Origin of the sequence: Sphaerisporangium aureirubrum (assembly GCF_042658925.1) — a bacterium.
Taxonomy (GTDB): Bacteria; Actinomycetota; Actinomycetes; order Streptosporangiales; family Streptosporangiaceae; genus Sphaerisporangium; species Sphaerisporangium aureirubrum.
Map to the genome: position 1 here is coordinate 200,353 of NZ_JBHSRF010000002.1, position 26,334 is coordinate 226,686.

Annotated in this window: 18 protein-coding genes; 5 read left to right on the forward strand and 13 right to left on the reverse strand. The window is 70.6% G+C overall.

The genetic code is table 11. The features are described 5' to 3' along the window. Positions 1–41: 41 nt before the first annotated feature. Genes ACFP1K_RS02320 through ACFP1K_RS02335 form a run of 4 tightly spaced genes read right to left on the reverse strand, consistent with a single transcriptional unit; the run spans position 42 to position 5,415 of the window. Complete coding sequence (locus tag ACFP1K_RS02320; protein WP_380746571.1) at positions 42–887, reverse strand: carbohydrate ABC transporter permease; 846 nt, start codon at positions 885–887, stop codon at positions 42–44. Next, positions 884–1,768 (reverse strand): carbohydrate ABC transporter permease, encoded by an 885-nt coding sequence (locus ACFP1K_RS02325; protein ID WP_380746573.1) that lies wholly within the window; start codon positions 1,766–1,768, stop codon positions 884–886. The genes ACFP1K_RS02320 and ACFP1K_RS02325 overlap by 4 nt, the downstream gene beginning before the upstream one ends. Positions 1,769–1,772: 4 nt before the next feature. After that, positions 1,773–3,089, reverse strand: coding sequence for an ABC transporter substrate-binding protein (locus tag ACFP1K_RS02330; protein ID WP_380746575.1), 1,317 nt, complete (start codon positions 3,087–3,089; stop codon positions 1,773–1,775). Positions 3,090–3,117: 28 nt separating this feature from the next. Continuing rightward, a complete protein-coding gene (locus ACFP1K_RS02335; protein WP_380746577.1) occupies positions 3,118–5,415 on the reverse strand; it encodes a TIM-barrel domain-containing protein in 2,298 nt (765 codons plus the stop codon). Positions 5,416–5,524: 109 nt separating this feature from the next. Between ACFP1K_RS02335 and ACFP1K_RS02340 the strand changes: the two genes are divergently transcribed. Both ACFP1K_RS02340 and ACFP1K_RS02345 read left to right on the forward strand, forming a co-directional pair. Further along, positions 5,525–7,621, forward strand: coding sequence for a beta-galactosidase (locus tag ACFP1K_RS02340; protein ID WP_380746579.1), 2,097 nt, complete (start codon positions 5,525–5,527; stop codon positions 7,619–7,621). Positions 7,622–7,869: 248 nt separating this feature from the next. Next, positions 7,870–8,037: a hypothetical protein gene (locus ACFP1K_RS02345; protein ID WP_380746581.1), complete on the forward strand. Its 168-nt coding sequence runs from the start codon at positions 7,870–7,872 to the stop codon at positions 8,035–8,037. A gap of 76 nt (positions 8,038–8,113) precedes the next feature. Here the strand turns inward: ACFP1K_RS02345 and ACFP1K_RS02350 are convergent, their stop codons facing one another. The 4 genes from ACFP1K_RS02350 to nrdR all read right to left on the reverse strand — a co-directional run bounded on the left by ACFP1K_RS02350 (position 8,114) and on the right by nrdR (position 12,841). After that, positions 8,114–8,914 (reverse strand): MBL fold metallo-hydrolase, encoded by an 801-nt coding sequence (locus ACFP1K_RS02350; RefSeq protein ID WP_380746583.1) that lies wholly within the window; start codon positions 8,912–8,914, stop codon positions 8,114–8,116. A 4-nt stretch (positions 8,915–8,918) separates the two neighbouring features. Next, positions 8,919–9,341, reverse strand: coding sequence for a hypothetical protein (locus ACFP1K_RS02355; RefSeq protein ID WP_380746585.1), 423 nt, complete (start codon positions 9,339–9,341; stop codon positions 8,919–8,921). A gap of 55 nt (positions 9,342–9,396) precedes the next feature. Next, the gene (locus ACFP1K_RS02360; RefSeq protein ID WP_380746587.1) at positions 9,397–12,261 is read right to left on the reverse strand and encodes a vitamin B12-dependent ribonucleotide reductase; all 2,865 of its coding nucleotides are present in this window, start codon (positions 12,259–12,261) and stop codon (positions 9,397–9,399) included. Positions 12,262–12,361: 100 nt separating this feature from the next. Beyond that, the gene (nrdR, locus tag ACFP1K_RS02365) at positions 12,362–12,841 is read right to left on the reverse strand and encodes a transcriptional regulator NrdR (RefSeq protein ID WP_380746589.1); all 480 of its coding nucleotides are present in this window, start codon (positions 12,839–12,841) and stop codon (positions 12,362–12,364) included. Between the two features lie 564 nt (positions 12,842–13,405). Between nrdR and lexA the strand changes: the two genes are divergently transcribed. Then, positions 13,406–14,116, forward strand: coding sequence for a transcriptional repressor LexA (gene lexA, locus ACFP1K_RS02370; protein WP_380746591.1), 711 nt, complete (start codon positions 13,406–13,408; stop codon positions 14,114–14,116). Positions 14,117–14,181: 65 nt separating this feature from the next. On the opposite strand, the gene leuS is transcribed toward lexA, so the two are convergent. After that, positions 14,182–16,641 carry a leucine--tRNA ligase gene (gene leuS / locus ACFP1K_RS02375; protein WP_380746593.1) on the reverse strand — a complete coding sequence of 820 codons (2,460 nt, stop codon included), beginning with the start codon at positions 16,639–16,641 and terminating at the stop codon, positions 14,182–14,184. A 489-nt stretch (positions 16,642–17,130) separates the two neighbouring features. On the opposite strand from leuS, the gene ACFP1K_RS02380 reads away from it, so the two are divergent. Further along, positions 17,131–18,756: a hypothetical protein gene (locus ACFP1K_RS02380; protein ID WP_380746595.1), complete on the forward strand. Its 1,626-nt coding sequence runs from the start codon at positions 17,131–17,133 to the stop codon at positions 18,754–18,756. A gap of 42 nt (positions 18,757–18,798) precedes the next feature. Here ACFP1K_RS02380 and ACFP1K_RS02385 read toward each other — a convergent pair whose 3' ends face one another. Together ACFP1K_RS02385 and ACFP1K_RS02390 are read right to left on the reverse strand one after the other, a co-directional pair. Further along, entirely contained in the window at positions 18,799–20,079 is a 1,281-nt protein-coding gene (locus ACFP1K_RS02385; protein WP_380746597.1) for a cytochrome P450, read from the reverse strand. Between the two features lie 31 nt (positions 20,080–20,110). After that, complete coding sequence (locus ACFP1K_RS02390) at positions 20,111–21,673, reverse strand: GMC family oxidoreductase (RefSeq protein ID WP_380746599.1); 1,563 nt, start codon at positions 21,671–21,673, stop codon at positions 20,111–20,113. A gap of 176 nt (positions 21,674–21,849) precedes the next feature. Here ACFP1K_RS02390 and ACFP1K_RS02395 point away from each other — a divergent pair, with 176 nt between their 5' ends. Further along, a complete protein-coding gene (locus ACFP1K_RS02395; RefSeq protein WP_380746732.1) occupies positions 21,850–23,403 on the forward strand; it encodes a long-chain-fatty-acid--CoA ligase in 1,554 nt (517 codons plus the stop codon). An 86-nt stretch (positions 23,404–23,489) separates the two neighbouring features. Here the strand turns inward: ACFP1K_RS02395 and ACFP1K_RS02400 are convergent, their stop codons facing one another. Both ACFP1K_RS02400 and ACFP1K_RS02405 read right to left on the reverse strand, forming a co-directional pair. After that, positions 23,490–24,749, reverse strand: a complete 1,260-nt coding sequence (locus tag ACFP1K_RS02400) for a class I SAM-dependent methyltransferase (protein ID WP_380746601.1) — start codon at positions 24,747–24,749, stop codon at positions 23,490–23,492. 13 nt (positions 24,750–24,762) lie between these two features. Then, a complete protein-coding gene (locus ACFP1K_RS02405) occupies positions 24,763–26,112 on the reverse strand; it encodes an FAD-binding oxidoreductase (RefSeq protein ID WP_380746604.1) in 1,350 nt (449 codons plus the stop codon). Positions 26,113–26,334 lie beyond the last annotated feature (222 nt).

Below are 26,334 nucleotides of genomic sequence, written 5' to 3' on the forward strand. Positions count from 1 at the left end.
CCTCCAGGTCAGGTGGGTCGACGCGGGATGGATTTGTCAGGTCATTTGACGGCACCGACGGTGACGCCGCGGGTCAGCGTGCGCTGGAAGATGAGGAAGAACGCCATGGCGGGGATGATGCCGAGCAGCGCCGACGCGCTGGACATGGTGGCGTCCATCATCTTTTCGCCCTGCAGCACGCCGAGCACGACCGGCACGGTCTGGGTGTCGTTGGAGATGAGGAAGACCAGCGGCAGGAAGAACTCGTTCCAGGTCCAGATGAAGAAGAAGATCATCAGGACGGTCAGGGTGGGACGGCTGATCGGCACCACGATGCGCCACAGGATCCGCCACCGGGACGCCCCGTCGATGGCCGCCGCCTCCATGATCGCCCGGGGGAAGTCGCCGAGCACCGCCGACAGCAGGTAGGTGCCGAACGCCCCCTGGATCACCGTGAAGATGATGATCACGGCGAGCCTGCTGTCGTACAGGCCCAGCTGCTTGGCCAGGTAGTACAGCGGGTAGACCAGCGCCTCCTGCGGCAGCGTGTTGGCGACCAGGAACAGCACGAGGATCCACAGCCGGCCGCGCACCCGTCCGATGCCGAGCGCGTAGGCGTTCAGCACCGACAGCAGGACGGCGAGCACGGCCACCGAGCCGCTGATCAGGAAGCTGTTGAGCAGCTTGCGGCCGAAGTCGACCCGGTTCCAGAACTGCACGAGCCCGTCGAGGTAGATCCCGTGCGGCAGGCTCAGCGGCCCGCCCGCGGAGTACTCCGCCGGGCTCTTGACCGCGTTCAGCGCGACGATGGCGAACGGCAGCAGCATGACGACCGCGAGCACCGCCAGCGCGAACAGGATCGCCCACCGGCCGGGACCGGCGCCGGGGCGCGCCGGGACGGCGGTCATGACTCGCGCTCCTGGACCCGCAGGAACAGGAAGGTGACCACGACGATGATGAGCGCGAGCACGGTCGCGATGGCGGAGCCGTAGCCCACGTTGGCCTTCTCGAAGAAGTTGAGGTAGCTGAAGTACGACGGCACGATCGTGGCCCGCCCGGGGCCGCCCCGGGTGAGCACGAAGATCGGGCCGAAGACCTTGAGCGCGGCGATGGTGCAGGTCAGCAGCACCACGAAGATCTCCGGCCTGATCTGCGGCACCGTGACGTGCCAGAACCGCCGCCACCAGGACGCGCCGTCGATCTCGGCGGCCTCGTGCAGCGCCGGGTCGGCCCGCTGGAGCCCGGCCATGAAGATCACGACCGGGTAGCCGAGCTGGAACCACACCATGATCGCCATCACGGTGGCCAGCGCGAGGTCGGGGTCCCCCAGCCAGTTGGCGGCCAGCGAGCCGAGCCCTACGGCCTGGAGGATCTCGTTCAGCGCGCCGTACTCGGGGTGCAGCATCCAGCCCCACACCACCCCGGCCACCGCCACCGGCAGCACCTGCGGCAGGTAGTACGCGGCCCGCAGCGCGCTCGCGGTGCGGGTCCCGAACCGCCTGCCGATGTAGTCGAACAGCGCCGCGGCCAGCACGAGGCCGGCCGCGGTGGGCACGACCGCCATGGCGACGATCAGCGCGACGTTGTGCTGGAACGAGGCCCAGAAGGTCTCGTCCGTCAGCAGCCGTTTGTAGTTGTCGAGCCCGATCCACCGGGGCGTGCCGAACCCGCTCCACCGTGTGAAGCTCGTCGCGATGTTCATCAGGAACGGCACGATGACGACCGCGAGGAAGAGCACCGCCCCGGGGATCAGGTAGAGCCAGTAGCCCCGTCGCGCGGAATGGTTCATGAGGTCAGTTGCCGAGGTCGGCGGCGTTCTCCTGGTACGGGCCGGCGAGCTCGTCCAGGACCTTGTCCGGCGCCTTGGTGCCGTTGATCAGCTCCTGCGCCCCGGCCACCATGACGTCGTAGTACCCGGGGGCCGGCCAGTCGGGGTAGAACGCCAGGCCGTCCTGCGCGGCCAGCTTGTTGAAGTTCTCGATCAGTTCCTTGTTCTTGGGGTCGGTGATCGCCGCCGGGTCGGCCGCCACCGGGATGCCGCCCGAGTTGCCGAGCTTGTTCTGCACGTCCTTGCTCATCGTGATGTCGATGAAGTCGTACGCGAGGTCCTTGTTGGCCGAGCGCTCCGGCACGACCCACAGGTTGCCGCTGGACCCGGCGCTCATCTGGTTGCCCGGCCACAGGAACGTGCCCCACTCGAAGTCCTTGATGTCCGAGATCATCCGGCCGTACCACCAGCTCCCGGAGATCATGATCGGGTACTTGCCGGAGATGAACGCGACGCCCATGTCCTCGGCCTTCAGGCCCGCCGAGTTCTTGGCGATGTAGCCCTTCTTCACCCAGTCGGCGAAGGTGGTCGCGCCGTAGGTCAGCTCGGGGCCGTGGAAGTTCACCTGGCCCTTGTAGAGCTGGAAGGAGTCCACCCAGGCGCGCTGCGCCTTGCCGAGCGCGAGCTGGTACATGATCTGCTGCGCCGGGTACTCGGCGCCGCCGACCGAGATCGGGGTGATGCCGGCCTTGACGAACTTGTCCATGGCCGCGGTGAACTCGTCGAAGGTGGCCGGCACCGAGATGCCCTGCTTCTCGAAGGCGTCCTTGTTGTAATAGACCATGACGTACTCGCCGTAGTTCGGCACGCCGAACCACTTCCCCGAGCCCATGATGCCCCGGTCGTCGTACCGCGCCGTGGTCTGCAGGCTCGGGCTGAGCAGCTTGTCCCAGCCGCGCTTGGCGACCTCGCCGCTGATGTCGGCGAGCAGGCCCTGCTTGGACAGCAGGCCCGCGGTGGCGTTGCCCTTGTTGTACTCCATCAGGTCGGGCGCCTCGTCGGAGCCGAGCACCATGCCGGCCGTCTTCTGGATCTGCTCGAAGCCCTTCTCCTCGAACTTCACCGTGACGCCGGGGTGGCTCGCCTCGAACTTCTTGATGGCGTCCGCCCAGGCGACTCCCATGGCGCTGGTGGCGCCCTCGTAGTGCCACAGCTTCAGGGTCCGCGGCCCGGCGGAGCCCCCGCCGCCCCCGCCGGGCTCCGGCGAACCGCATGCGGCCATGACCAGTGCCGCCGCGGTCGCCACCGCGGCCAATATCGTCGTGCGTCCCAGATTGGGCATGGTGGTTCTCCAGCTCTGCTCAGCCCGGTCAGCCGGCGACGGCCCTGGCGGGGGCGCCGGCGACGGGCGCGATGTGCACCTGCGTGATGGACGCCGGTCCTGAGGCGGTGACGCGCAGCACATCGCCGTCCCGGGTGGCGGTGACCGTCGTGTCACCGTCGACGTCATGGATGGTGGTACGGCTCGTGGAGCCGTCCGCGCCGCCGTAGCTGACCACGGTGACGTCCTCGAACGGCCCGTCGCCGACGGTGTCGCGCACCTCGGTGAGCGGGATCAGCGCGCCGTACCTGACGAACAGCGGGATCTGGGCGAGCGGCTTGGTGACCGTGACGTACCTGCCCCCCTCGTGGACCTCGTGGGTCCAGTGATCGACCCAGCGCCCGGCGGGCAGGTAGACCTGCCGGGTACCTTCGGGTTCGGTCATCGGCGCGACCAGCAGGTCGGCCCCGAGGAGGTACTCCAGGTCGGCCTGCCAGGCCACCGGGTCGTCCGGGTGGTCGACGCACAGCGCCCGCAGCATGGGCGAGCCGGTGCGCGCCGAGACCACGGCGGCCGAGTAGATGTACGGCATCAGCCGGTACCGCAGGCGGATCGCCTCGGCGGCGAGTTCCTCCACCGCGGGGAACTCCCACGGCTCGCGGCTGGTGGTGCCGTGGAAGCGGACCAGCGGCGACAGGGCCCCGAACTGCGCCCACCGCACGTACAGGTCGTCGGACGGACGGCCGGTGAAGCCGCCCGCGTCGTGGCTCCAGTACGGCACGCCGGACAGGCCGTGCGACAGGCCGCCGCGCAGCGTGCTGGCCATCGCGGAGTAGGAGGTGTAGCTGTCCCCACTCCACTGGGCGGCGTGCCGCTGGCCGCCGAGGTAGGACGAACGGGCCCAGACCATGCCGTGGCCGTTCTCCTCGCGGGTCACCTCGGCGACGAGGTCGTTGAACAGCAGCGCGTAGACGTTGTGCAGCTCCACGCCGGTCATGCCGTTGAAGGCGACGGCGTCGGCGGGCACGCCCTCGGCGAAGTCGGTCTTGAACAGCGCGACACCCTGCCGCAGCAGCCCGCGCAGCAGGCCGCGGAACCAGTCGGCGGCGGCCGGGTTGGTGAAGTCGACGATGCCGCCCGCAGGGTACGAGCCGTGCCAGGAGTCGGCGACGTACGTCCGGCCGTCCTGGTCCTTCAGGAAGTGCCCCTCGGCGTCGCCCTCGGCGTAGGCGGGGCTGAGGTGGGAGACGTAGGGGTTCATCCACAGGCAGACCCTGAAGCCCTGTGCGGCCAGCGTGGTGAGCATGCCCTCGGGGTCGGGGAACGCCTCGGGGTCCCAGCGCAGGTCCGACCAGTGGTCCTCGGCCTGCCAGTAGCAGTCCAGGTGCAGCACGTCGCACGGGATGCCGCGCTCGCGGATCTTCGCGGCCCTGGCCAGCACCCGCTCGGCCGAGTCGCGGAAGAAGCCCGAGGAGATCCAGCTGCCGAAGGCCCACTTGGGCGGCAGCGCCGGGGCGCAGGTCAGGCGGTCGTAGCGCGCCAGCACCTCCGGGATCGCGGGCCCGGCGATCAGGTAGTAGTCGATGAGGTCGTCCGGGACGACGATCTCCACGCAGCTGTGGGTGGAGCGGCAGACGTCGAACTCGACCGGCGCGCCGCTGTCCACCAGCAGGCCGTAGCCGCGGCTGGAGATCATCAGCGGGACGTTCTTGTACGAGCGGTCGGACTCGGCGCCGAACGCGTCGAAGTTCCACATCAGCGGACGCTGGCCGCGCTTGTCGAGCGGGGTGAACTTCTCGCCGAACCCGGCGAAGCGCTCGTCCGGCCGGGCGGCGAGGCTCTCGTGGTAGGCCACGGTCGCGCCGTCCACCTGGGAGCGGCCGAACGGCAGCGTGCGCAGCCGGCCGCTGATGTCCACGTGGCCCTGGTCCTGCTCGGTGAGCACGCGGCCCCGCGCGTCGGTGAACCGTAGGTGCCAGGGGTCCAGGGTGATCTCGGCCCGCACGGCCCCGGCGTCCACGACGATCCTGGCGTCCTCGGTCTCGACCCGGGTGCCGGCGTACTGCCCCGGGGTCACCATCTCGATGGCGCGGGCGCTGCGGGTGCGCGCCGCCACGTCCTGGCTGAGGCGGACCCGGATCACGCCCTCGCCCGCGGCGCTGACCTGGACGACGAGCACCTCTTCCGCGGAGGTGGACGCCTTCAGCGTCACGCCGTGCGCGTCGGCGGCCATCGGCTCGGCCCGGGTGAGGGCGGAAAGGCCCTGCTCTCCCCGGGAGCGCACCGGGAGCTCCGGCGGATCCGCGCTGAAGTACTCGTGCGCGATCAGAGGAGGACGGTAGGGCATTGGCACGCTCCTCGGGCGTTCCGGCGGGCGACTCGAATTAGTTTGCCGACTATACGAACAAACGTCAACGGATGAGCGGACGGATCCCCACGACGCCGGGACCCCGGCCATGCGATCTTTAGTTTGGCCATCACACGAAAAGCGGGGGGCGAGGACCACGGACAGACCGCTGCGAGCGTCCCGGCTCTGGTACGGCGGCGACTACAACCCCGAGCAGTGGCCCGAGGAGGTCTGGGAGCAGGACGCGGCCCTCATGCGCGCGGCCGGGGTCACCCTGGTCACCGTCGGCGTCTTCTCCTGGGCCGAGCTGGAACCCGAGCCCGGCCGGTTCCGCTTCGGGTGGATGGACCGCGTGCTCGGCCTGCTGCACGAGGCCGGGATCGGGGTCTGCCTCGCCACCCCCACCGCCGCTCCCCCGCCGTGGTTCGGCCTGGCCCACCCGGACGCGCTGCCGGTGCGGGCCGACGGCACGCCGGTGTCCCACGGCAGCAGGGACACCTACTGCGTGTGCGCCCCGGCGTACCGGGAGGCGTCGGCGCGGATCACCCGCGAGCTGGCCGGACGCTACGCGGGCCACCCCGCGCTCACGCTGTGGCACGCGCACAACGAGTACGGCACCTGGTGCCACTGCGACCACGTCGCCGCCGCGTTCCGCGAGTGGCTGCGCGCCCGGCACGGCACGCTCGCGGCGCTGAACGACGCGTGGACCACCGCGTTCTGGAGCCAGCGCTACTCGGCCTGGGAACAGGTCCGGCCGCCGAGGGCCACGCAGTACCTGCCGAACCCCGCCCAGGTGCTGGACTTCCGCCGGTTCCTGTCCGACGCGATGCTCGCGCACTTCCGCGCGCAGAAGGCCATGCTGCGCGAGCTGAGCCCCGGCGTGCCGGTCACCACCAACTTCGCGTTCGGGAGCTGGGTGCCGGTGGACCCGTGGCGGTGGGCGGACGAGGTGGACCTGATCGCGCTCGACCACTACCCCGGTGACCGCGACGCCGCCGCCGAGGAGACCGCGTTCGCCGCCGACCTGGCCAGGGGCTGGGCGGGCGGCAGGCCGTGGCTGCTGATGGAGCAGGCCGCGGGGGTGGTGTACACCGGGCCGCGCATGCTCACCAAGCGGCCCGGGGAGATCGCCCTGCACAGCCTGTCGCACATCGCGCGGGGGTCGGCCGGGGCGATGTTCTTCCAGTGGCGCGCCTCCCGCGGCGGGGCGGAGCTGTGGCACGGCGGCATGGTGCCGCACGCGGGCCCGGACAGCCGGGTGCACCGGGAGGTCCGCGCCCTCGGCGAGCTGCTGCCGTCCCTGGCCGGGCTCCGGGCGGACGGCCCGGTGTCGGTGGGCGCTCGGGCGGCGATCCTGTGGGACGCGCAGTCGTGGTGGGCGCTGGAGGCCCCGGCGTTCCCGTCGGCCGACCTGCGCTACCTGGACGCGGTGCGGCAGGCGCACCGGGTGCTCTGGCGGGGCGGCGTCCCCGTGGACTTCGCCTGCCCCGACCACGACCTGTCGTCCTACGACGTGGTGCTGGTGCCGTGCCTCTACCTGGTCTCCGACGCCACCGCCGCCCGCCTTACCGCCTATGTGGAGGGCGGGGGCACGCTGGTCGTGTCGTTCTTCAGCGGCGTCGCCGACGAGCACGCCCGGGTGCGGCTCGGCGGATACCCCGGCGCGCTGCGCGACCTGCTCGGCGTCCGCACCGAGGAGTTCCTCCCCCTCGACGCCCCCGTCCCCGTGCACCTCCTCGAACCGTCCCCGACATCCACCACCGGGACCGCCTGGAGCGAGCGCGTCGAACTGCGCGGTGCCCGGCCGATCGCCACGTACGGCGGCGACCTGGACGGCCTGCCCGCCGTCACCCGGCACACCCACGGCGCCGGGCAGGCGTTCTACCTGTCCACCCGACTGGACGACGCGGCGTACGCCCAGATCCTGACCGCCGCCGGCCTGCCCCCCACCGGCGTCCCGCCGGGGGTCGAGCTGATCCGCCGCGAGGGCGGCGACCGGGACTGGCTGTTCGCCCTCAACCACACCCCAGCCGCCCAGACGATCACCGCGCGCGGCGCCGACGTCCTCTCCGGCACCGAGATCGACGGCCCCCTGCGCCTCCCGCCGCGCGGCTTCGCCGTCCTGCGCACCCCGCCCGCGCCCGGGTCACGCGATGGCCACGATCCGGTGACGCCGCAATCCGGAAGGGGTGGTGCAACCGGATAACAAGGGAAAGGCAAGCGAGGCGCGCGATAGTCGGTCTCATCGACCCCGCGTGACAGCTCGGAGGGAGAGAGCGATGAGGCGCATCAGAGTCACCAGTCCCCGCGCGATCCGCCGCACCACGAGCGCGTTCGTCCTGGATCTGCGCTCGCCGTCGGGGCGTCCGCTCCCGTACTAGAGATCTTTACAATAGTCTTACGACAGCATCTGTAGACATCTCTATAACGAACGCATCACGTCGGGGGGACTCCATGAGAAGGCTGAGCGCCGTACCCGCGTACCTACCCCGCACCAAGGTGCGCGACATCCGCTCCGCGCACCCCCGCCACCGCCCCCGCGACCCCAAGGTCGTCCACCTCCAGTCCTACACGGGCCGCAACGTCGTCCGCTTCCCGGGCAACCCCAGCCCCGCGGCCTGACCCGAGGACGTCGCCGGACGCTGAGAGCGTGAGAACGTCCGCCCGGCGATGTCGACGACCGGCTTGAGTACTTCGATCATCGCGACCCCGCTCTCGACAGGGCGCCGGCGGTGAAGGACGCGGGATAGGGCGAGCGTTCCAGCGCCTCGGCCGCCGTCAGGGTTCCCGCCGCGACCGCCTCGCACAGCGCGGCCACCTCGTCCAGCTCCGCCCGCTGACCGGCCACGAACGCCGCGTCCACGGGTTCCCCGTGCCCGGGCACCGTCGTGGACGCACCGAGCGCCGCCACGCCGCCCAGGGTGGACGGCCACTCCAGGGGATAGGAGTCCTCGAACGCGGGCGGCGCGCCCTGCTCGACCAGATCCCCCGCGAACACCACACCGGCGTCCGGAACGTGGACCACCAGGTCGTGGCCGGTGTGCCCGGGACCGGGGTGCAGGAGCCGCACCACGCGGCCCCCCAGGTCGACCTCGGCCCGGTCCCGCACGAGACGGTCCGGCAGGACGATCCGGGTCGCCTCGATGCTCTCCGCGATATCCGTCCGCCCTGCGGTGCGGTAGTGCTCGGCCCAGGTGGCACGCTGCGCCTCCCCACCGGCCTCCAGCTCGGCCGCGCATCCGGGATGCGCCCACACCGCGCACTCCCCGAACGCCGCGGTGCCGAAGGTGTGGTCGAAGTGGGCGTGGGTGAGAACCACCGACCACGGCAGCGAGGTCACCTCGCGCACGGCCGCCGCGAACTCCGCCCCCTGCGCCTCGTCTCCCCCGGTGTCCACCACCAGGCAGCCACGCCCGCCGGCGATCAGCCCGAGGGAAAGGTCCAGCTCCTCGTGCCGCCGGACCAGCACCCCGTCGCCGACCTCGATCCAGCGCCCCATCGGGTCAGGAGGAGGCCCCGCCCGGCGCCGTGTCCAGGTGGGCGAAGACATCCGGGGAGACAGGCTCAAGCTCGGACCCGACCAGCGCGGCCAGCTCGGCCCGCAGATCGAGCTCCACCTGACGCGTGACCGCCGCGACGACGTACCGCCCGACCCCCTCGTCACCCGCCCGCGCCCGCACCGCCGCGATCAGCGCCTCGGGCATCGCGAAGGTGACCTCGCGAACCGCCCCCTCGGGCGCTCCAGGGTCCCCACCGGGCCCCGCCGACCGCCCGAGGAACCCGGGCGAAGTAGTGGAGAGGTTCTCCAGGAACGCGACCGCGTGCGCGAGGTCCCCCTCGCTCAACTTCGCGGCCGGCTCCCCGTCCCATGCCAGCGGAGAACGGACGTCACCGGACTCCCCCGCTGCAACCGGCTCAGTGCTCACGCGCCGATGCTAACCGAATCCCCCGCCGGGCGGGTGCCCGGCGGGGGACGGCCGGTCAGCTGCAGCCGCTGGTGCTGCCGCAGCCCTCGCAGACGTAGCAGCTGCCCGCGGGGCGCATCTTGGTGCCGCAGGTGAGGCAGAGGGGGGCGTCGGCGGTGCGGCCCTGGTGGCTTTCCAGGGCGTGGGGGGTGCCGTTGCTGTGGGCGTGGGTTTCCGTGGTGGTGGGGGACGGGGCGGGGCGGGGGGTGGGGTCTGTGACCTTTTCCTCGATGGGGGCGGACTGGGCCAGGGCGGCGGTGTCCAGGACCTCGGCCACGGCGGCGGGGTCCTCGCCGCGTTGCTGGGCGGCGCGTTCGGCGGCGGAGAAGACGCCGAGGGCGGCGCGGTCCTCGTAGGGGAGGTGGTCCAGGGCGAGGCGGCGGAAGATGTAGTCGACCACCGAGGCGGCCATGCGGACGTCGGGGTCGTCGGTCATGCCGGCGGGCTCGAAGCGCATGTTGACGAACTTGCTGACGTAGGTCTCCAGGGGGACGCCGTACTGGAGGCCCACGGAGATGGCGACGGAGAAGGCGTCCATCACACCGGCCAGGGTGGAACCCTGCTTGGACATCTTCAGGAAGACCTCGCCGAGGCCGTCGTCGGGGTAGGACGAGGCGGTCATGTAGCCCTTGGCGCCGCCGACGGTGAAGCGGGTGGTGCTGCTCGGGCGCTGGTTGGGCAGGCGGCGGCGGGTCGGCTTGGCCACCTCGACGACCTGGACGACCGGCTCGGGCGCCACGGCGGGCTCGGCGGCCTTCTCGCCGCCCTTCTTGGACACCGAAAGCGGCTGGCCGACCTTGCAGTTGTCGCGGTAGACCGCGAGGGCCTTCAGGCCGAGCTTCCAGCCTTCGAGGTACACCTGCTCGATGTCCTCGACGGTGGCCGACTCGGGCAGGTTGACGGTCTTGGAGATGGCGCCGGACAGGAACGACTGGGTGGCCGCCATCATGCGCACGTGGCCCATGGGCGCGATGGCCCGCTCGCCCATGGCGCAGTCGAACACCTCGTAGTGGTCGGGGCGCAGGCCGGGGGCGTCCATGACGTGGCCGTGCTCGGCGATGTACTCGACGATCGCCTCGACCTGCTCGGGCTGGTAGCCGAGGCGGCGCAGCGCCCGCGGGATGGTCTGGTTGACGATCTGCATGGAGCCGCCGCCGACGAGCTTCTTGAACTTGACCAGCGCGAGGTCCGGCTCGATGCCGGTGGTGTCGCAGTCCATCATCAGGCCGATGGTGCCGGTCGGCGCGAGCAGCGACGCCTGGGCGTTGCGGTAGCCGTTCTTCTCGCCGAGCTTGAGGCACTCCTGCCACTGCTTGGTGGCCTCGGCGAGGATCGGGCGGTCCAGGTCGTCGGCGGCGCGCAGCTCGTCGTTGGCGGCGGCGTGCTTGCGCATGACCCGCTTGTGCGGGGTGGCGTTGCGCTTGTAGCCGTCGTAGGGGCCGACGATGGCGGCGAGCTCGGCGCTGCGGCGGTAGGAGACGCCGGTCATCAGGCTGGTGATCGCGGCGGCGACGGCCCGGCCGCCGTCGGAGTCGTAGGCGTGGCCGGTGGCCATGAGCAGCGCGCCGAGGTTGGCGTACCCGATGCCGAGCTGGCGGTACGCCCGGGTGGTCTCGGCGATCTTGCTGGTCGGGAAGTCGGCGAAGGTGATGGAGATGTCCATCGCGGTGATGATCAGCTCGGTCAGCTTCACGAACCGGTCGACGTCGAAGGTGTCGTCCTCGCCGAGGAACTTCAGCAGGTTGATGCTGGCGAGGTTGCAGGAGGAGTTGTCCAGGTGGACGTACTCCGAGCAGGGGTTGGACGCGGTGATGCGGCCGGTCTCCGGGCAGGTGTGCCAGTCGTTGATCGTGTCGTCGTACTGCACGCCGGGGTCGGCGCACTCCCACGCGGCCTGGGCCATCTTGCGGAACAGGGACTTGGCGTCGACCCGCTCGATCACTTCGCCGGACAGCCGGGCCCGCAGCCCGAAGTCGCCGCCCGCCTCGACGGACCGCATGAACTCGTCCGACACTCGCACGGAGTTGTTGGCGTTCTGGTACTGCACCGAGACGATGTCCCGGCCGCCGAGGTCCATGTCGAAGCCCGCGTCCCGCAGCGCGCGGATCTTGTCCTCTTCGCGGGCCTTGGTCTCGATGAACTCTTCGATGTCGGGGTGGTCGACGTCCAGCACGACCATCTTGGCGGCCCGGCGGGTGGCGCCGCCGGACTTGATGGTGCCCGCGGAGGCGTCCGCGCCGCGCATGAACGAGACCGGGCCGCTGGCGGTGCCGCCGCTGGACAGCAGTTCCTTGCTGGAGCGGATGCGGGAGAGGTTGACGCCGGAGCCCGACCCCCCCTTGAAGATCACGCCTTCTTCCTTGTACCACTCCAGGATCGACTCCATCTGGTCGTCGACCGCCAGGATGAAGCACGCGCTGACCTGCTGCGGCGAGGCGGTGCCCACGTTGAACCACACCGGCGAGTTGAAGCTGAAGACCTGGTGGATCAACGCGTGCTTCAGCTCGTGGTCGAAGATCTCGGCGTCCTCCTCGGAGGCGAAATAGCCGTGCTCGCGCCCGGTGCGGGTGTAGGCGCCCACCACACGGTCGACAAGCTGCCTCAGGCTGACCTCGCGCTGCGGGGTGCCGACGGCGCCGCGGAAGTATTTGGTGGTCACGATGTTGGCGGCGTTCACCGACCAGGAGTCGGGGAACTCGACGCCGCGCTGCTCGAAGTTGATCGAGCCGTCCCGCCAGTTGGTCATCACGACGTCACGGTGCTCCCAGCGCACCTGGTCGTACGGGTGCACACCGGGGGTGGTGTGGATACGCCTGATCTTCAAGCCCTTGGGGGCGCGCTTGCCCCCGCGTCCCACCGAGCCACTCACCGTCTCCGTCATGATCTCCCCCTTCCGGGGCCCTGGAGCCCTTGTTCCTGGAACACACCGTCACACCGCCCTGCCCCCCGCGTGGGGGACGTGTTCACCGTCTCGCCGGCCGTCACGCCGGCTCCGCCTGGCCCGCCGCCCTCGCGTCGCGCGCGGCCCGGAGCTGCTCGATCTCCGCCTCGAAGTCGGCGAGCGTCTCGAAGCCGCGGTACACCGAGGCGAACCGGAGATACGCCACCTCGTCCAGGTCGCGCAGCGGCCCGAGGATCGCCAGGCCCACCTGGTGGGCCGGGATCTCGGCCGCCCCTCTGGCCCGTATGCTCTCCTCGACCCGCTGGCCGAGCTGGGCGAGGGAGTCCTCGCTGACCGGGCGTCCCTGGCAGGCCCGCCGCACCCCGGCGATCACCTTGTCCCTGGAGAACGCCTCGGTCACCCCGCTGCGCTTGCTGACCATCAGCAGCACGGTCTCCTGCGTGGTGAACCGGCGTCCGCACTCGGGGCAGGTGCGCCGGCGGCGGATCGCGGCGCCGTCCTCGGTGGAGCGGCTGTCGATGACCCGGGTGTCCGGATGACGACAGAACGGACAGTGCACGTGTCACCTCCCCCGCCCATGCGGAACAGGCCGGCGCACTCGTCGATCTTGACTCGGTGCGCCGACGGAAACACAACCTATGGTGAACCACATCGGTGTAACTACTAGATGTTGTGGTCTAACCGTAGGAGTGCCGCCGCATGAACGCAAGTCGGCGCGACCCCTACGCGCGAACCACCCCGCCCATCAGCGATAACGGCACCGCGGACGGCGTGTCGCACCCCTGATCCCCTGCCGCACCCCTTGCCCCACCAGGCACGACCCGGATCCGCTCGCGGCGCCGGTGCAGAACCTTACGGAGACCGGCCGGGCGTGATCGACTTCGACACCCGTCCGGCATAAGATCGCAAAAGTCGAACACGAGAGCGATCGAACTCCCGTACGATGGCGGGCACGATAATGCCCGATCAGAGGCCCCATTATCGAACACGTGTTTGATGACGATCTTGAACGGAGTTATTGTCGCCGTGTGGGCGGCATTGCAGGCATGGCAGGCACACGGCGGCCGGGCTGGGCGGGCGCCACGGACCGAGCGCCTCACCGGCGCCCGGTGAGGAGGAGTTCATGAGCGAGCAGGAGATCGGCGCGGTCGTCAGCGACCTGGCCGTGCGAAGGCGTGACGAGCTCGGTCTCACCCCGAGGCAACGCAAGATCCTGGAAGTGATCCGCGACTCCGTGCAGCAGCGGGGTTATCCGCCCTCGATGCGCGAGATCGGCGAGGCCGTCCAGCTCACCAGCACCTCCAGCGTCTCCCACCAGCTCACCGCGCTCCAGCGCAAGGGATACCTCCGCCGCGACCCGCACCGCCCCCGTGCCCTGGAGGTCCGCCTGCCCGGCGAGCCGGCCCTCTGGGTCGACCCCGTCGGCGACGGCGAGGACGAGCCGCTGATCAGCAGGCCCACCGCCGCGTTCGTCCCGCTGGTCGGCCGCATCGCCGCCGGTGGCCCCATCCTCGCCGAGGAGCGCATCGAGGACGTCTTCGCGCTGCCCAAGCAGCTCGTGGGCGAGGGCACGCTGTTCCTGCTCCAGGTCGCCGGCGACTCCATGATCGAAGCCGCCATCGCGGACGGCGACTGGGTCGTGGTGCGCCAGCAGCCGGTCGCCGACAACGGCGACATCGTCGCGGCGATGATCGACGGCGAGGCCACCGTGAAGACCTTCAAGCGCAAGGACGGCCACGTCTGGCTGGTGCCGCAGAACCCCGTCTACGACCCCATCCCCGGCGACGAGGCCACCATCCTCGGCAAGGTCACCGCGGTCCTCCGCAAGCTCTGACCGGGTTCCGGCAGAGCGGCCGGGTCAGGCCTTCCTGACCCGGCTCACCAGCGATCGGCCCCCGGTCAGGGGACGATGTTGACCAGCTTCGGCGCCCGCACGATCACCTTGCGGGGCGCGCCGTCCAGGTACGTCCGCACCTTCTCCGAGGCCAGGGCCAGCTCCTCCAGCGCGGCACCGGAGATGTCGGGCGAGACCTCCAGGCGGTCGCGCACCTTCCCCGCCACCTGCACCACGCAGGTCACCGACTCCTGCACCAGCAGCGCGGGCTCGGCGGCCGGCCAGCCGGCCCGGGTGACCGACGGGCCGTGTCCCAGCCGCTCCCAGCCTTCCTCGGCGCAGTACGGCGCGACCAGGGACAGCAGCACCGCCAGGGTCTCGGCCGCCTCGCGCACCGCGGGGTCGGCCGCGCCTGGGCCCGTGTCGATGGCACGGCGCGCCGCGGTGGTCAGCTCCATGGTGCGGGCGACCGCCACGTTGAACTTGTGCGCCTCGACCAGCCGGGTGACCTCGTCGATGGTGCGATGGGTGACCTTGCGCAGCTCGGTGTCGCCGGACGAGAAGTCCGCTCCTGGCGCCGACGCGGCCCCGGCCTCCGCCATCACCCGGAACGCCCGGGCCAGGAACTTCTGCGACGCGGCGGCCGAGACGTCCGCCCAGTCGATGTCGTCCTCGGGCGGGCCGGCGAACACCATGGTCAGCCGGACCGCGTCCACGCCGAACGCGTCGATCTGCTCGCCCAGGTCGACGCCGTTGCCCAGCGACTTGGACATGGCCTTGCCCTGGTTGACGACCTGGCCTTGGTTCAGCAGGCGCAGGAAGGGCTCGGGGAAGTCCACCATGCCCATGTCGTGCAGCACCTTGGTGAAGAACCGCGAGTACAGCAGGTGCAGCACCGCGTGCTCCACACCGCCGACGTACTGGTCGATCGGCCCCCAGCGGCGCACCTGCTCCACGTCGAACGGCGCGTCGTCCAGCTGGGGCGAGCAGTAGCGCAGGAAGTACCACGAGGAGTCGACGAAGGTGTCCATCGTGTCGGTGTCGCGCAGCGCCGGGCCGTCGCACTTGGGGCAGGCGACGTTGACCCAGTCGGTGGCGCTGGCCAGCGGCGACACGCCCTTGGGCGCCAAGGCGTCGCCGCGCAGGTCGGGCAGCGTGACGGGCAGCTGGTCGTCGGGGACCGGCACCTCGCCGCAGTCGGGGCAGTGGATGATCGGGATGGGCGTGCCCCAGTAACGCTGGCGGGACAGCAGCCAGTCGCGCAGGCGGTAGTTGACCGCCGCCGCGCCGGTGCCGCGCTCGCCCAGGATCTCGACGATCCGGGCGATGGCGCCGGTCTTGGTCAGCCCGTCCAGCGGCCCGGAGTTGACCAGACGGCCCTCGCCCGGCGTCGCGGTGCCGCTCTCCGCTGGGTCGGGCAGGCCGGTCTCGACCACGACCCGCACCGGCAGGCTGAACTTCAGCGCGAAGTCCAGGTCGCGCTGGTCGTGCGCGGGCACCGCCATGATCGCGCCGTGGCCGTAGTCGGACAGCACGTAGTCGGCGGCCCACACCGGGACGCGCTCGCCGTTCACCGGGTTGATCGCGTGGCGCCCCAGGAAGACGCCCGTCTTCTCCTTGTCGGTGGCCAGGCGCTCGATGTCGGTCAGCTTGGCGACCTCGGCGCGGTACGCCTCCAGCGCGGGCAGCTGCTCGGGGGCGCAGATCTCCTCGGCCAGCGGGGCGTCCGCGGCCACCACGAAGAACGTCGCGCCGTACAGGGTGTCCGGACGGGTGGTGTAGACGGTGACCGGCTCGGCGCGGCCCTCGATCTGGAAGGCGACGTCGGCGCCCTCGGAGCGGCCGATCCAGTTGCGCTGCATGGTCAGCACGCGCTCGGGCCAGCCGCCCTCCAGCTGGGCCATGTCGTCCAGCAGGCGGTCGGCGTAGTCAGTGATCTTGAAGTACCACTGGGTCAGCTCGCGCCGGATCACCGTGGCGCCGCACCGCTCGCACTGCCCCGCGACGACCTGCTCGTTGGCCAGCACCGTCTGGTCGACGGGGCACCAGTTGACCAGGCCGCCCTTGCGGTAGGCCAGGCCCCGCTCGAAGAAGCGGTTGAACAGCCACTGGTTCCAGCGGTAGTACTCGGGGTCGCTGGTGTGCAGGCGGCGCGACCAGTCGAAGGAGATGCCGTACCGCTTGAAGGAGTTGGCCTGGGTCTCGATGTTGGCGTACGTCCACTCCGCGGGGTGGGCGTTGCGGCGGATCGCGGCGTTCTCGGCGGGCAGGCCGAAGGAGTCCCACCCGATGGGGTGCAGGACGTTGTAGCCCTTCTGGAACCAGTAGCGGGCGACGACGTCCGCGATGGCGAAGACCTCGGCGTGCCCCATGTGCAGGTCCCCGGAGGGGTAGGGGAACATGTCGAGCAGGTACTTACGAGGGCGGTCGTCGCCGTCCCCGCCGGCCCGGTAGGGGTCCAGTTCCTCCCAGCGGCGCTGCCACTTGGGCTGCAGCGTCTGCGGATCGTACTGCTCGTCGCTCACGGCCTCGTCCTTAGATTCATCAGGGGCGCGGATGGCTTGGTCGATCTTGACCAATAAAGAAACCCCCCGTGTCCACGAGGGGCAGCCGCGTCGACCCGCGTCTCAGCGCGCTCGACGCGGCCGGCCAAGAAGCAGGGTCCCGCCACGCATAGCTCAAGGGTAGCGCAGTGCGCAAACACCGTTCATATCGTTTGGCCGCCACCATGACCTGGTGATCGAAATGCGGGCACATAGCGACCCGATGGTGATAGATCCGTTGTGCCCCGTATGTACCTTTAGTTTACGCTTTTCGCTGTGGCGAACTCGTATGGGCCAGGACGCGGCCCGGATTTCCCGGGGGACGACCTGCCGATGCAGGATCCGCCGACCGACCCGAACGGCCTGAGGCTGCGGGAACCATTCTCCGATTCTCCTGCGGACACCCCTGCTCCACATGAGATCATGCCGAGCACCCTCAATCCGGGCATGATTTCGGGAGGTACGCCCGCGATGGCACCTGAGCAGACCAGCCGCCCCACGCGGGCTCCGGCATGGCCGGAGAGCCCACCGCCGTGGCCGGAGATGCCCCCGCCGTCGGCGCACCCCTCCTACCAGGACCCGGTCACCCCGCCCCCTCCCGGCCACCAGCACCACAACACCGGCCCGCAGGACCACGGCTCCTACCCCACCGGCCCGCAGCGGTACGACACCCCGGCCCCCCCGCAGTACGCCCCCCAGGGCTCGGGCCCCCATCAGTACCCCCCGCAGCCCACCGGCCCGCAGCAGTACGGCGGCCCGGGCACCGGGCCCCAGCAGTACGCCCCCCAGCCGTCCACCGGCCCCCAGCAGTACCCTCCGCAGCCCACCGGCCCCCAGCAGTACGCCCCGCAGGGCCCCGGCCCGCAGCAGCACGCCGCGCGGAACGCCGGACCCCAGCGGTACGCGGGCGCCCCCGGCACCATGACCGCGCAGGGCACCGACGTACAGGCCCCGGGCGGGATGAACGGCCAACTCCCCGGTCCCGTGAACGGGCAGCACGGCCCGATGAACGGGCAGGCCCCGGGCGCGGCGAACGGGCAGGGCCCGATGCTCGCCGCGCCGCACGCCGCCGGGACGCAGCAGTACACCCCGCCAGGCACCGAGACGACCGTGCGGCTCGCCGAGGCGACCACGCACGAGCGTTCCGCGCCCCCGGCGCCGGGACGCAGGCGCAGGCCGGAGAGCGGCCCCGAGGACCCCTACAAGCCGTTCGTGACCGCCGGGCAGATCAGCGGGCCGAAGACCCCGCCGCCCGAGCGCCAGCAGGAGCTGTGGAACACCGTCTTCGGCGACAACTACGAGGCGATCGGCGAGACGCAGGACGAGGGCGGCGGCGGCAGGCGGGTCTGGCTGCTCGCCCTGATCGCCTCGGTCGCGGTCGCCCTGGTCGCCGCCCTGCTGTGGGCGTTCCTCGCCGGGCCGCTGCGCGGGACGCCCGAGTCGGGCAAGGCGTCGGGCGACGGCGGCGCGAGCGGCGCGGCGGAGCCCCCGCCCACGGCCAAGCCGTCCACGGGCACCAAGCCGCAGGCGCTGACCCGGCTCCCCAAGTACCGCGGTGAGGCCTCCCCCCGGCTCGGCACCGTCGCCGACGACGTGGCCGGCCTCAACATCCCGCGCCTCGGCGGCCCGTGGCGGCTCGACACCAGGACCGACCACATCCGCACGACCTACGGCTTCGAGACCCGCCAGTACGTCGCGGCGGGCCAGGACCCGGCGGGCAAGCTCCAGTTCGCCCAGCTGATGACCGGGCCGCTGGCCAAGAACCTCGCGGCCAAGTACGCCCCCGACGAGCCGGAGAACCTCGCCCCGGTGATCAGCGCCGTGGCGTTCGCCGCGCGGGGCAAGTTCTTCCCCGAGGGCAACAAGATCGTCAAGACGGCCGAGCAGCGCCTGACGGCGGGCGGCAAGCCCGCGCGGGTGGTCGCCTACCAGGTCACGGCGGGCGACCAGAAGACCACCCTGGTGGTCGCCGCGGTGAGCACCGGCGCCGACCTGCCGTCGATCGTCTACATGGCGGTGCCGGACGCCAAGAAGGCGCTGCTCCCGGACGTCAACACCGTCTTCTCCTCGGTCCGGCCCTTCACCAACGTCTCCTGACCGGGACCGGCCGCGCCCTCGCCGGGCGCGGCCGTCCGGGGCCTAGAAGTCGCAGGGCATGTGCTTGACGCCGTTGATGAAGCTGGAGAACAGCCGTTCCGGGCGCCCCGCCTCAATGGACGGCACCCGCCCGAGCAGCTCGCGGAACATCACGGTGATCTCGCGGCGGGCCAGGTGTGCGCCCAGGCAGAAGTGCGGCCCCGGGCCGCCGAAGCCGACGTGCGGGTTGGGGTCGCGGGTGATGTCGAAGCTGTAGGGGTCGGCGAAGACGGCGGCGTCCCGATTGGCCGACCAGTAGTACAGGACCGCCTTGTCGCCCTCGCGGTAGTCGGCGCCGTTCACGGTGATGTCCCGGGTGACCTTGCGGCGCATGTAGTTGACCGGGGAGGCCAGCCGCACGATCTCCTCGACGGCCTTCGGCGCGTGCCCGTCGACGTCGGACAGCCACAGCTTCTTCTGGTCGGGGTGGCGGGTGAGCAGGAGCAGGCCCTGCGAGATCGCGTTGCGGGTCGTCTCGTTGCCGGCCACGACCAGCAGGATGAAGAACGACCCGAGCTCCTGCAGGGTGAGCTGCTCGCCGTCGATGTTGGCGTTCACCAGGGCCGAGATGAGGTCCCCCGTGGGGTGCCCCGAGCGCTCGGCGGCGAGCTCCTGGACCAGCTGCTGCAGCTCGGACCCGGCGGTGAGCAGGGCGGCCACCACGCTGTCCACGTCGCTCTGCGGGACGTACTCGGGGTCGGAGGCGCCGAGGACGATGTTGGAGCGGTCGTAGACGAAGCGGTAGTCCTTCTCCGGGATGCCCATCATGTCGCAGATGATCTTCAGGGGCAGCCGGGCGGCGACCTCGCTGACGAAGTCGCAGCCGGGGCCCTTCTCCAGCAGCTCGTCCACGACGGTGGAGGCGGCGATCTGCACGTCCTCCTCGAACTTCTGGATCATCTTCGGGGTGAAGGCCCGGGACACGATCCGGCGCAGGCGGGCGTGCCGGGGGTCGTCCATATTGATCATCGAACCGAAGTACTCGGCGAACTCGGGGGGCATGTCCGTGATGTTGGTGGCGCCGCCCGACCCCGAGCAGAACACCTCGGGGTTGCGGCTGATCTCCAGAACGTCCGCGTGCCGCACGATGGCGTGGTAGCCCCGCCCCGGGTCGGCGAACGACACCTCGGGCTCGGCGAAGAACATCGGGGTGTCCCGCTCGCGCAGCAGCGCGAAGGCGTGTTCCCTCTCGGCCATCGGCCGGGCCCAGAAGTCCCAGTCCGACAGGTCGATCTGCTCGCAGGAGGTGATCGGCTCGCGCTCCTGCGGTGTTTCCGCTGTCATCGCTCCATGATTGAGAAAGCGGACACTTACGTCAAACGCCGCCGCCCTCTCCGGAGGCCTTGATGAGGTCCGCGGCCCGCTCGGCGATCATGACCGTGGGGGCGTGGGTGTGGCCGCGGTTGAGCGCCGGCATCACCGAGGCGTCCACCACGCGCAGGCCGGGCACCCCGCGCACCCGCAGCGACGGGTCGACGACGGCGTCCGGGCCGAGGCCCATCTTGCAGGTGCCCACCGGGTGGTACAGCGTCTCGCTCTTGGCCCGCACCAGCCGGGCCAGCTCCTCGTCGGTCTCCGAGCCGTCGTACGGCTCCATCGGCGTGCCCGCGTACGGCTTCAGCGACGGGGCGGCGAACAGCTCCTTGGCCTTCTTCAGCCCGGCCACGAGGCGCAGCACGTCGGTCTCCGCGCTGAGGTAGCACGGGTCGATCAGCACCCCGCCGTCCTCACCCAGCGTGACCCGGCCCCGGCTCTCCGGCCGCAGCAGCACCACCCCGATGGTGAGGCCGTGGCCGGCCGGCGGGGTGAGCCCGTGGTCGGCGAACGGCACGGGGGCGAACACCAGCTCCAGGTCCGGCGCGGGCTCGGCGGGCCCCGAGCGGACGAACGCCACGGCCTCGCCGACGTTGGAGGTGAGCATGCCGCGGCCGGCGAGCAGGAAGCGCGCGAGGTTGCCCAGCGACTCGGCCGCCGCCAGCGTGACCGGGCTCGGGCAGCTCAGCACGACGCCGCAGGCCAGGTGGTCGCTCAGGTTGCTTCCCACCCCCGGCAGCTCGTGCCGCGGCTCGACACCCGCCGCGCGCAGCTCGCCGGGGTCGCCGATGCCCGAGCGCATCAGCAGCTGCGGCGACCCGATCGTCCCGGCGGACAGGATCACCTCGCGGGTCGCGGTGACCCGCAGCCCGTCGCCGTACTCGACGCCGGTGGCGCGGCCGTCGTCGTCGAACAGCACCCCGCGGGCCTCGGCGCCGGTCAGCACGGTCAGGTTGGGGCGGCGCATCGCCGGGCGCAGGTAGGCGTCGGCGCAGCTCCACCTGCGGCCCCTGCGCTGGGTCACCGGGGTCGGGGAGCAGCCCTCGTCGGACTCGCCGAGCTCGTCCAGCCGGGTCAGCCCGATCTCCTCGCACGCCCGCAGGAACGCCGCCGTGGTGACGTTGGGGCTGCGCAGCTCGCTGATGTGGATCGGGCCGCCGGTGCCGTACACGCCGCCGTGGTTGGAGCCCGTGCGGTGCTCCGAACGCCGGAAGTACGGCAGGACCTCGTCGTAGGACCAGCCGGGCAGCTCCCAGCCGTCGTAGTCGGCGCGGTGGCCGCGCACCCACATCTGGGCGTTGATGGAGGACGAGCCGCCGAGCGTGCGGCCACGCGGCCAGTACAGCTCACGGCCGGACATCTCGGCCTGCTTGACGGTGCTGAAGTTCCAGTCGTACTCGGTCTTGAACATCTTGGAGAACGCGGCGGGGACGCGGATCTCCGCCTTGCGGTCCGGGCCTCCCGCCTCCAGGAGGGCCACCCGCACCGAAGGGTCCACGGAGAGCCGGTCGGCGAGGACGCAGCCCGCCGAGCCCGCGCCCACGATCACGTAGTCGTATTGCATCTCCGGCCTCCGGGGGAAAGGTCACCACCTGCTTCACCGTAATTACGCCCCCGTGGGGCCGGGCGTCCATGGCCGTTACCGATTAGTAGCCACCGGCTGCCAGGATGTCGCCGATCTGGAAGCGGGCAAGGGCGCCCGGAGCATACCGGGAGCGCCCAGAAGTGGAGATCGCACCCATGCTCAACCTGTCGGTCATTTTGGAGGACAGCGCCCGGGAGTGCCCAGACCACACCGCACTGGTGTTCGGGGACGTACGCGTGCCGTACTCCGTGCTGGACACGCTGGCCAACCAGGTGGCCAACCTGCTGGTCTCCCGCGGAATCGGCCGGGGGGACACCGTGGCGCTGGCCTGCCCCAACCTCCCGTACTTCCCTTTCGTCTACTACGGCATCCTGAAGGCCGGCGCCACCGTCGTGCCGTTGAACGTGTTGCTGCAGTCGCGGGAGATCGCCTACCACCTGCGCGACTGCGGCGCCCGCGCGCTGTTCTGTTTCGAGGGCACCCCCGAGCTGCCGCTCGGCGAGCGCGGGCACGCGGGCTTCCGTGAGGTGATCGCGGACGGCTCGCCGGACGCCGGGAACCTCTTCCTGCTGCCCGCCACGCCGTTCGCCACCGAGTCGGGCATGGACGGCGTGCAGACACTGTGGTCGGCGCTCGACGGCATGCCGGGCACGTTCGAGACGGTGGCCACGTCGCCGGAGGACACCGCGGTCATCCTCTACACCAGCGGCACCACCGGGCAGCCCAAGGGCGCCGAGCTGAGCCACCTGAACATGCTGATGAACGCCATCGTGTCGGACCAGATGTTCGAGCGGGCCCCGCAGGACGTGTTCCTCGCCACGCTGCCGCTGTTCCACTCGTTCGGCCAGACCGTGGTGATGAACGTCGGGCTGCGGCGGCGCGCCGCACTGGTGCTGGTGCCGCGGTTCGAGCCGGAGACGGCGCTGCGCCTGATGCGCGACGAGGGCGTCACCATGTTCGCGGGCGTCCCGACGATGTACTGGGCGCTGCTCACCACCATCCACGCCGGCGGGGCGGAGGTGCCGGTCAGCCTGCACACCGCCGTCTCCGGCGGGGCGTCGCTGCCGGTCGAGGTGCTCAAGGACTTCGACAAGACGTTCAGCGTGCCGGTGCTGGAGGGGTACGGCCTGTCGGAGACCTCCCCGGTGGCGAGCTTCAACCAGCCGGGCAAGGTGACCAAGGCCGGGTCGATCGGCACGCCCGTCTGGGGTGTGGAGATGAAGCTGATCGACCCCGCCTGGAACGACATCGACGGCGACCAGCCCGGCGAGATCGCGATCCGCGGCCACAACGTCATGAAGGGCTACCTCGGGCGGCCGGACGCCACCGCGGAGGCGATCAGAGGCGGGTGGTTCCGCACCGGCGACATCGCCACCCGGGACGCCGACGGCTACTACTACATCGTCGACCGCGCCAAGGACATGATCATCCGCGGCGGGTTCAACGTGTACCCGCGCGAGATCGAGGAGGTGCTGATGACGCACGAGGCGGTGTCGCTCGCCGCGGTCGTCGGGGTGCCGCACCCCTCGCACGGCGAGGAGATCAAGGCGTTCGTGATCCCGCGCAAGGGGGAGAGCGTCGGCGAGGACGAGCTGGTCGCGTGGTGCCGGGAGAACATGGCGTCCTACAAGTACCCGCGGCTGGTGGAGTTCCGCGACTCGTTCCCGATGACCGCCAGCGGAAAGATCCTCAAGCGCGAACTGCACTGAGAAACGGAACGCCCGGACGGGCCCTCACGGGCTCCGTCCGGGCGCGACGTCCAGACCTTCGGGGGCCGCCGATCCGGCCCCGCGGGTCAGGGCCAGCCGATGGACGGACGCAGCCGCACGCCCGCCTCGCCCTTGTCGCCGAGCTTCACGCCGAGCACCTGGTGGAGCTGCACCTTGTTGCGCTCGAAGCCCACGATGCATCCCGCCATGTACAGCCGCCACACCCGCGCGGTGCCCTGGCCGACCTCCTGGACGGCCTCGTCCCAGTGGGCGTCGAGGTTGGCGCACCACTTCTCCAGGGTCCTGGCGTAGTGCTCCCGGAGGTTCTCCTCGTGCCTGATCTCGAAGCCGGTGTCCTCCATCTCGCGGATGAGGTGGCCGACCGACTCGAGCTCGCCGTCGGGGAAGACGTAGCGGTTGATGAATCCGCCCTTGTTGATCGTCCGCTCGGTGCCCTTGGGCCGGGTGATGCAGTGGTTGAGCAGGCGCCCGCCCGGCTGGAGCTTGCCGTACAGGAAGCCGAAGTACGCGGGGAGCTGGTCCTTGCCGATGTGCTCGGTCAGGCCGATGGAGCTGACCGCGTCGAAGCCGCTCTCGGTCACGTCGCGGTAGTCGGAGAACCGGACCTCGGCCAGCTCGGACAGGCCCGCCTCGGCGATGGCCTTCTGCGCCCACTCGGCCTGCTGGCGCGACAGCGTGACGCCGAGCACCTTGACGCCGTAGTGCTTGGCGGCGTGCATGACCATGCCGCCCCAGCCGCAGCCGACGTCCAGCAGGCGCATGCCCGGCTTGAGGTCGAGCTTCTTGGCGACGAGGTCGAACTTGGCGAACTGCGCCTCCTCCAGCGAGGAGCCCTCCTCGGGGAACACCGCGCAGGTGTAGGCCATCGACGGCCCGAGTACCCACTCGTAGAACCTGTTGGAGACGTCGTAGTGATGGTGGATCGCCTCGGCGTCGCGCTGCTTGGCATGGCGGCTGCCCAGCCTCGCCATCGCGCTGCGGCGTACCTCCTGCGGGGGAAGCGGCACCCGCATCAGCAGCGGTTTGACGCCCAGGGACCGGGCCACCGCCACCTTCTCGCGTACCGGCATGTCGTCCAGCGTGATGGACGACATCTCCGACAGCAGGGTGTACATGTCGCCGTGCACATCGATGTGACCCGCGACGTACGCCCTGGCAAGCCCCATCTCCCCGGGGGCCTGCGCGAGGTACGCGATCGCGATCGGGGTCTTCACCTCGATGTGCGCCGTGGCGTCCGAGCGCCCCGCCTTGCTGCCGTCATAGGCGGAGAACGACACGTTCGCCTCCGGCCCGACGATCTTCTCGAAGATCTGGGCGAGTGTCATCGAACCAACCTCCTCAACGCCCCCGTACACACTTTTCGTAGAGGTCCAGCAGCCGCCCCTGGGGGTCGTAGGCACGCTTGACCGGCCAATAGGCGTCGCCGTTGTAGAGCCGCCAGAACTCATCACGGGGGTAGAACGATGTCGAATACAGGGATTTGTGGCCACCGAGCTCGTGTACCGAGTTCTCGATGAGACGGTTGTGATAGCCGTCGAACTGCCCTCTGGGCAAGGCGACCATTCCCCAGAATCCGAAGTTCACATAGAGCTTGCCCGGCTCCAACGGGTAGACCGGCCACTGCTGACCGGCACGCAGCGGGCACATCCAGACGGGGGCCATGCCCACCTTGTCGTGGAAGAAGTCCAGGAAGTCGGCGCCCTTCTCCACCGGCACCTCGACGTCCTGGATGACCGACTCGTGCGCAGGGTTGCCGCGCCACCGGTCGACGCGCGCGGTCACGCCGTACTTCTGGTCCATGCCGACGAGCTTGCGGTAGACGTCCGAGCGGAGCCAGCGCCGCGGCACCAGGGAGCGGATGAGCGGCTGCTGCACGCCGAACGCGCGCGAGCACCAGAACCAGTCGGTGTCCCAGCGCCACAGGTAGTCGCGGATGGTGAGCCAGTCGCGGGTGCGGGTGCGGATGGACTGGTAGTAGATGCGCATCCCGGTGTAGTCGGAGGCGTAGGGCGCGCGCTCGGCGAACTGGCCGACGGTGATGTACATCTCCTCGGGCGAGAAGAAGGTGCCGTCGATGAAGTCGACGCGGTCCCCCTCGTACTCGCCGCGGTCGCAGATCTCCTGCATCGCCAGCATGCACTTGCCGGCGTCGGTGAAGGGGATGTGCGTCAGCCGGACGTACGGCTGGACGGGGAGCAGCTTGATGCGCAGCCGCAGGGCGTAGCCGAGGGTGCCGTAGGAGTTGGGGAAGGCGTTGAACAGGTCCGCGTGCTCGTTGTCGGCGCGGGCGACGACGACCCGCCCGTCGCCGGTGAGGATCTCCATCTCCTCCACCGACTCGTGCGGCAGCCCGTGGCGGAAGCTGGTGGACTCGATGCCGAGCCCGGTCACCGCGCCGCCCAGCGTGATCGTCTTGAGCTGCGGGACGACGTACGGCATGAGGCCGGACGGAAGCGTGGCGTCCACCAGGTGCTCGTAGGTCGTCATGCCCTGCACCTCGGCGGTGCGCGACTCGGGGTCGACCGAGATGACCTTGTCCAGGTCGCGGGCGGACAGCCGTGTGGTGCGGCCGGCCTCGCGGAAGCGGAACAGATTGGTGGTCGCCTTGGCGAGACGCGGGGTGGTTCCGTCGGGGAGAGCGGTGAAAGACTCCTTGATCTGCTCGACGGCCTGCTTGTGCGCTGCCATCTGGGCGGTCGTACCCACCGTGCGATCTGGCATGCCACCACCCCTGAGCTAAGTGTTGGAGATCGTCCTAAGAACGCTATCTCCTGAGATGACCACCGACCAGAGTAGACACGTTAAACCCGCGCAAACTCACGGGCCCCCTGGGAAGCGCTGTCCAATAAGGGCTAGCGTCGTGTTCGCAGGTGGCGGACGGTGCGGTGACATGCCGTCGCACCAAGCGCT

Bases quoted from the DNA above. Each gene is read 5' to 3' on its own strand.
- ACFP1K_RS02320 (WP_380746571.1), bottom strand. From the start codon at position 887: ATGACCGCCGTCCCGGCGCGCCCCGGCGCCGGTCCCGGCCGGTGGGCG.
- ACFP1K_RS02325 (WP_380746573.1), bottom strand. From the start codon at position 1,768: ATGAACCATTCCGCGCGACGGGGCTACTGGCTCTACCTGATCCCCGGG.
- ACFP1K_RS02330 (WP_380746575.1), bottom strand. From the start codon at position 3,089: ATGCCCAATCTGGGACGCACGACGATATTGGCCGCGGTGGCGACCGCG.
- ACFP1K_RS02335 (WP_380746577.1), bottom strand. From the start codon at position 5,415: ATGCCCTACCGTCCTCCTCTGATCGCGCACGAGTACTTCAGCGCGGAT.
- ACFP1K_RS02340 (WP_380746579.1), top strand. From the start codon at position 5,525: ATGCGATCTTTAGTTTGGCCATCACACGAAAAGCGGGGGGCGAGGACC.
- ACFP1K_RS02345 (WP_380746581.1), top strand. From the start codon at position 7,870: ATGAGAAGGCTGAGCGCCGTACCCGCGTACCTACCCCGCACCAAGGTG.
- ACFP1K_RS02350 (WP_380746583.1), bottom strand. From the start codon at position 8,914: ATGGGGCGCTGGATCGAGGTCGGCGACGGGGTGCTGGTCCGGCGGCAC.
- ACFP1K_RS02360 (WP_380746587.1), bottom strand. From the start codon at position 12,261: ATGACGGAGACGGTGAGTGGCTCGGTGGGACGCGGGGGCAAGCGCGCC.
- lexA (WP_380746591.1), top strand. From the start codon at position 13,406: ATGAGCGAGCAGGAGATCGGCGCGGTCGTCAGCGACCTGGCCGTGCGA.
- ACFP1K_RS02380 (WP_380746595.1), top strand. From the start codon at position 17,131: ATGGCACCTGAGCAGACCAGCCGCCCCACGCGGGCTCCGGCATGGCCG.
- ACFP1K_RS02385 (WP_380746597.1), bottom strand. From the start codon at position 20,079: ATGACAGCGGAAACACCGCAGGAGCGCGAGCCGATCACCTCCTGCGAG.
- ACFP1K_RS02390 (WP_380746599.1), bottom strand. From the start codon at position 21,673: ATGCAATACGACTACGTGATCGTGGGCGCGGGCTCGGCGGGCTGCGTC.
- ACFP1K_RS02395 (WP_380746732.1), top strand. From the start codon at position 21,850: ATGCTCAACCTGTCGGTCATTTTGGAGGACAGCGCCCGGGAGTGCCCA.
- ACFP1K_RS02400 (WP_380746601.1), bottom strand. From the start codon at position 24,749: ATGACACTCGCCCAGATCTTCGAGAAGATCGTCGGGCCGGAGGCGAAC.
- ACFP1K_RS02405 (WP_380746604.1), bottom strand. From the start codon at position 26,112: ATGGCAGCGCACAAGCAGGCCGTCGAGCAGATCAAGGAGTCTTTCACC.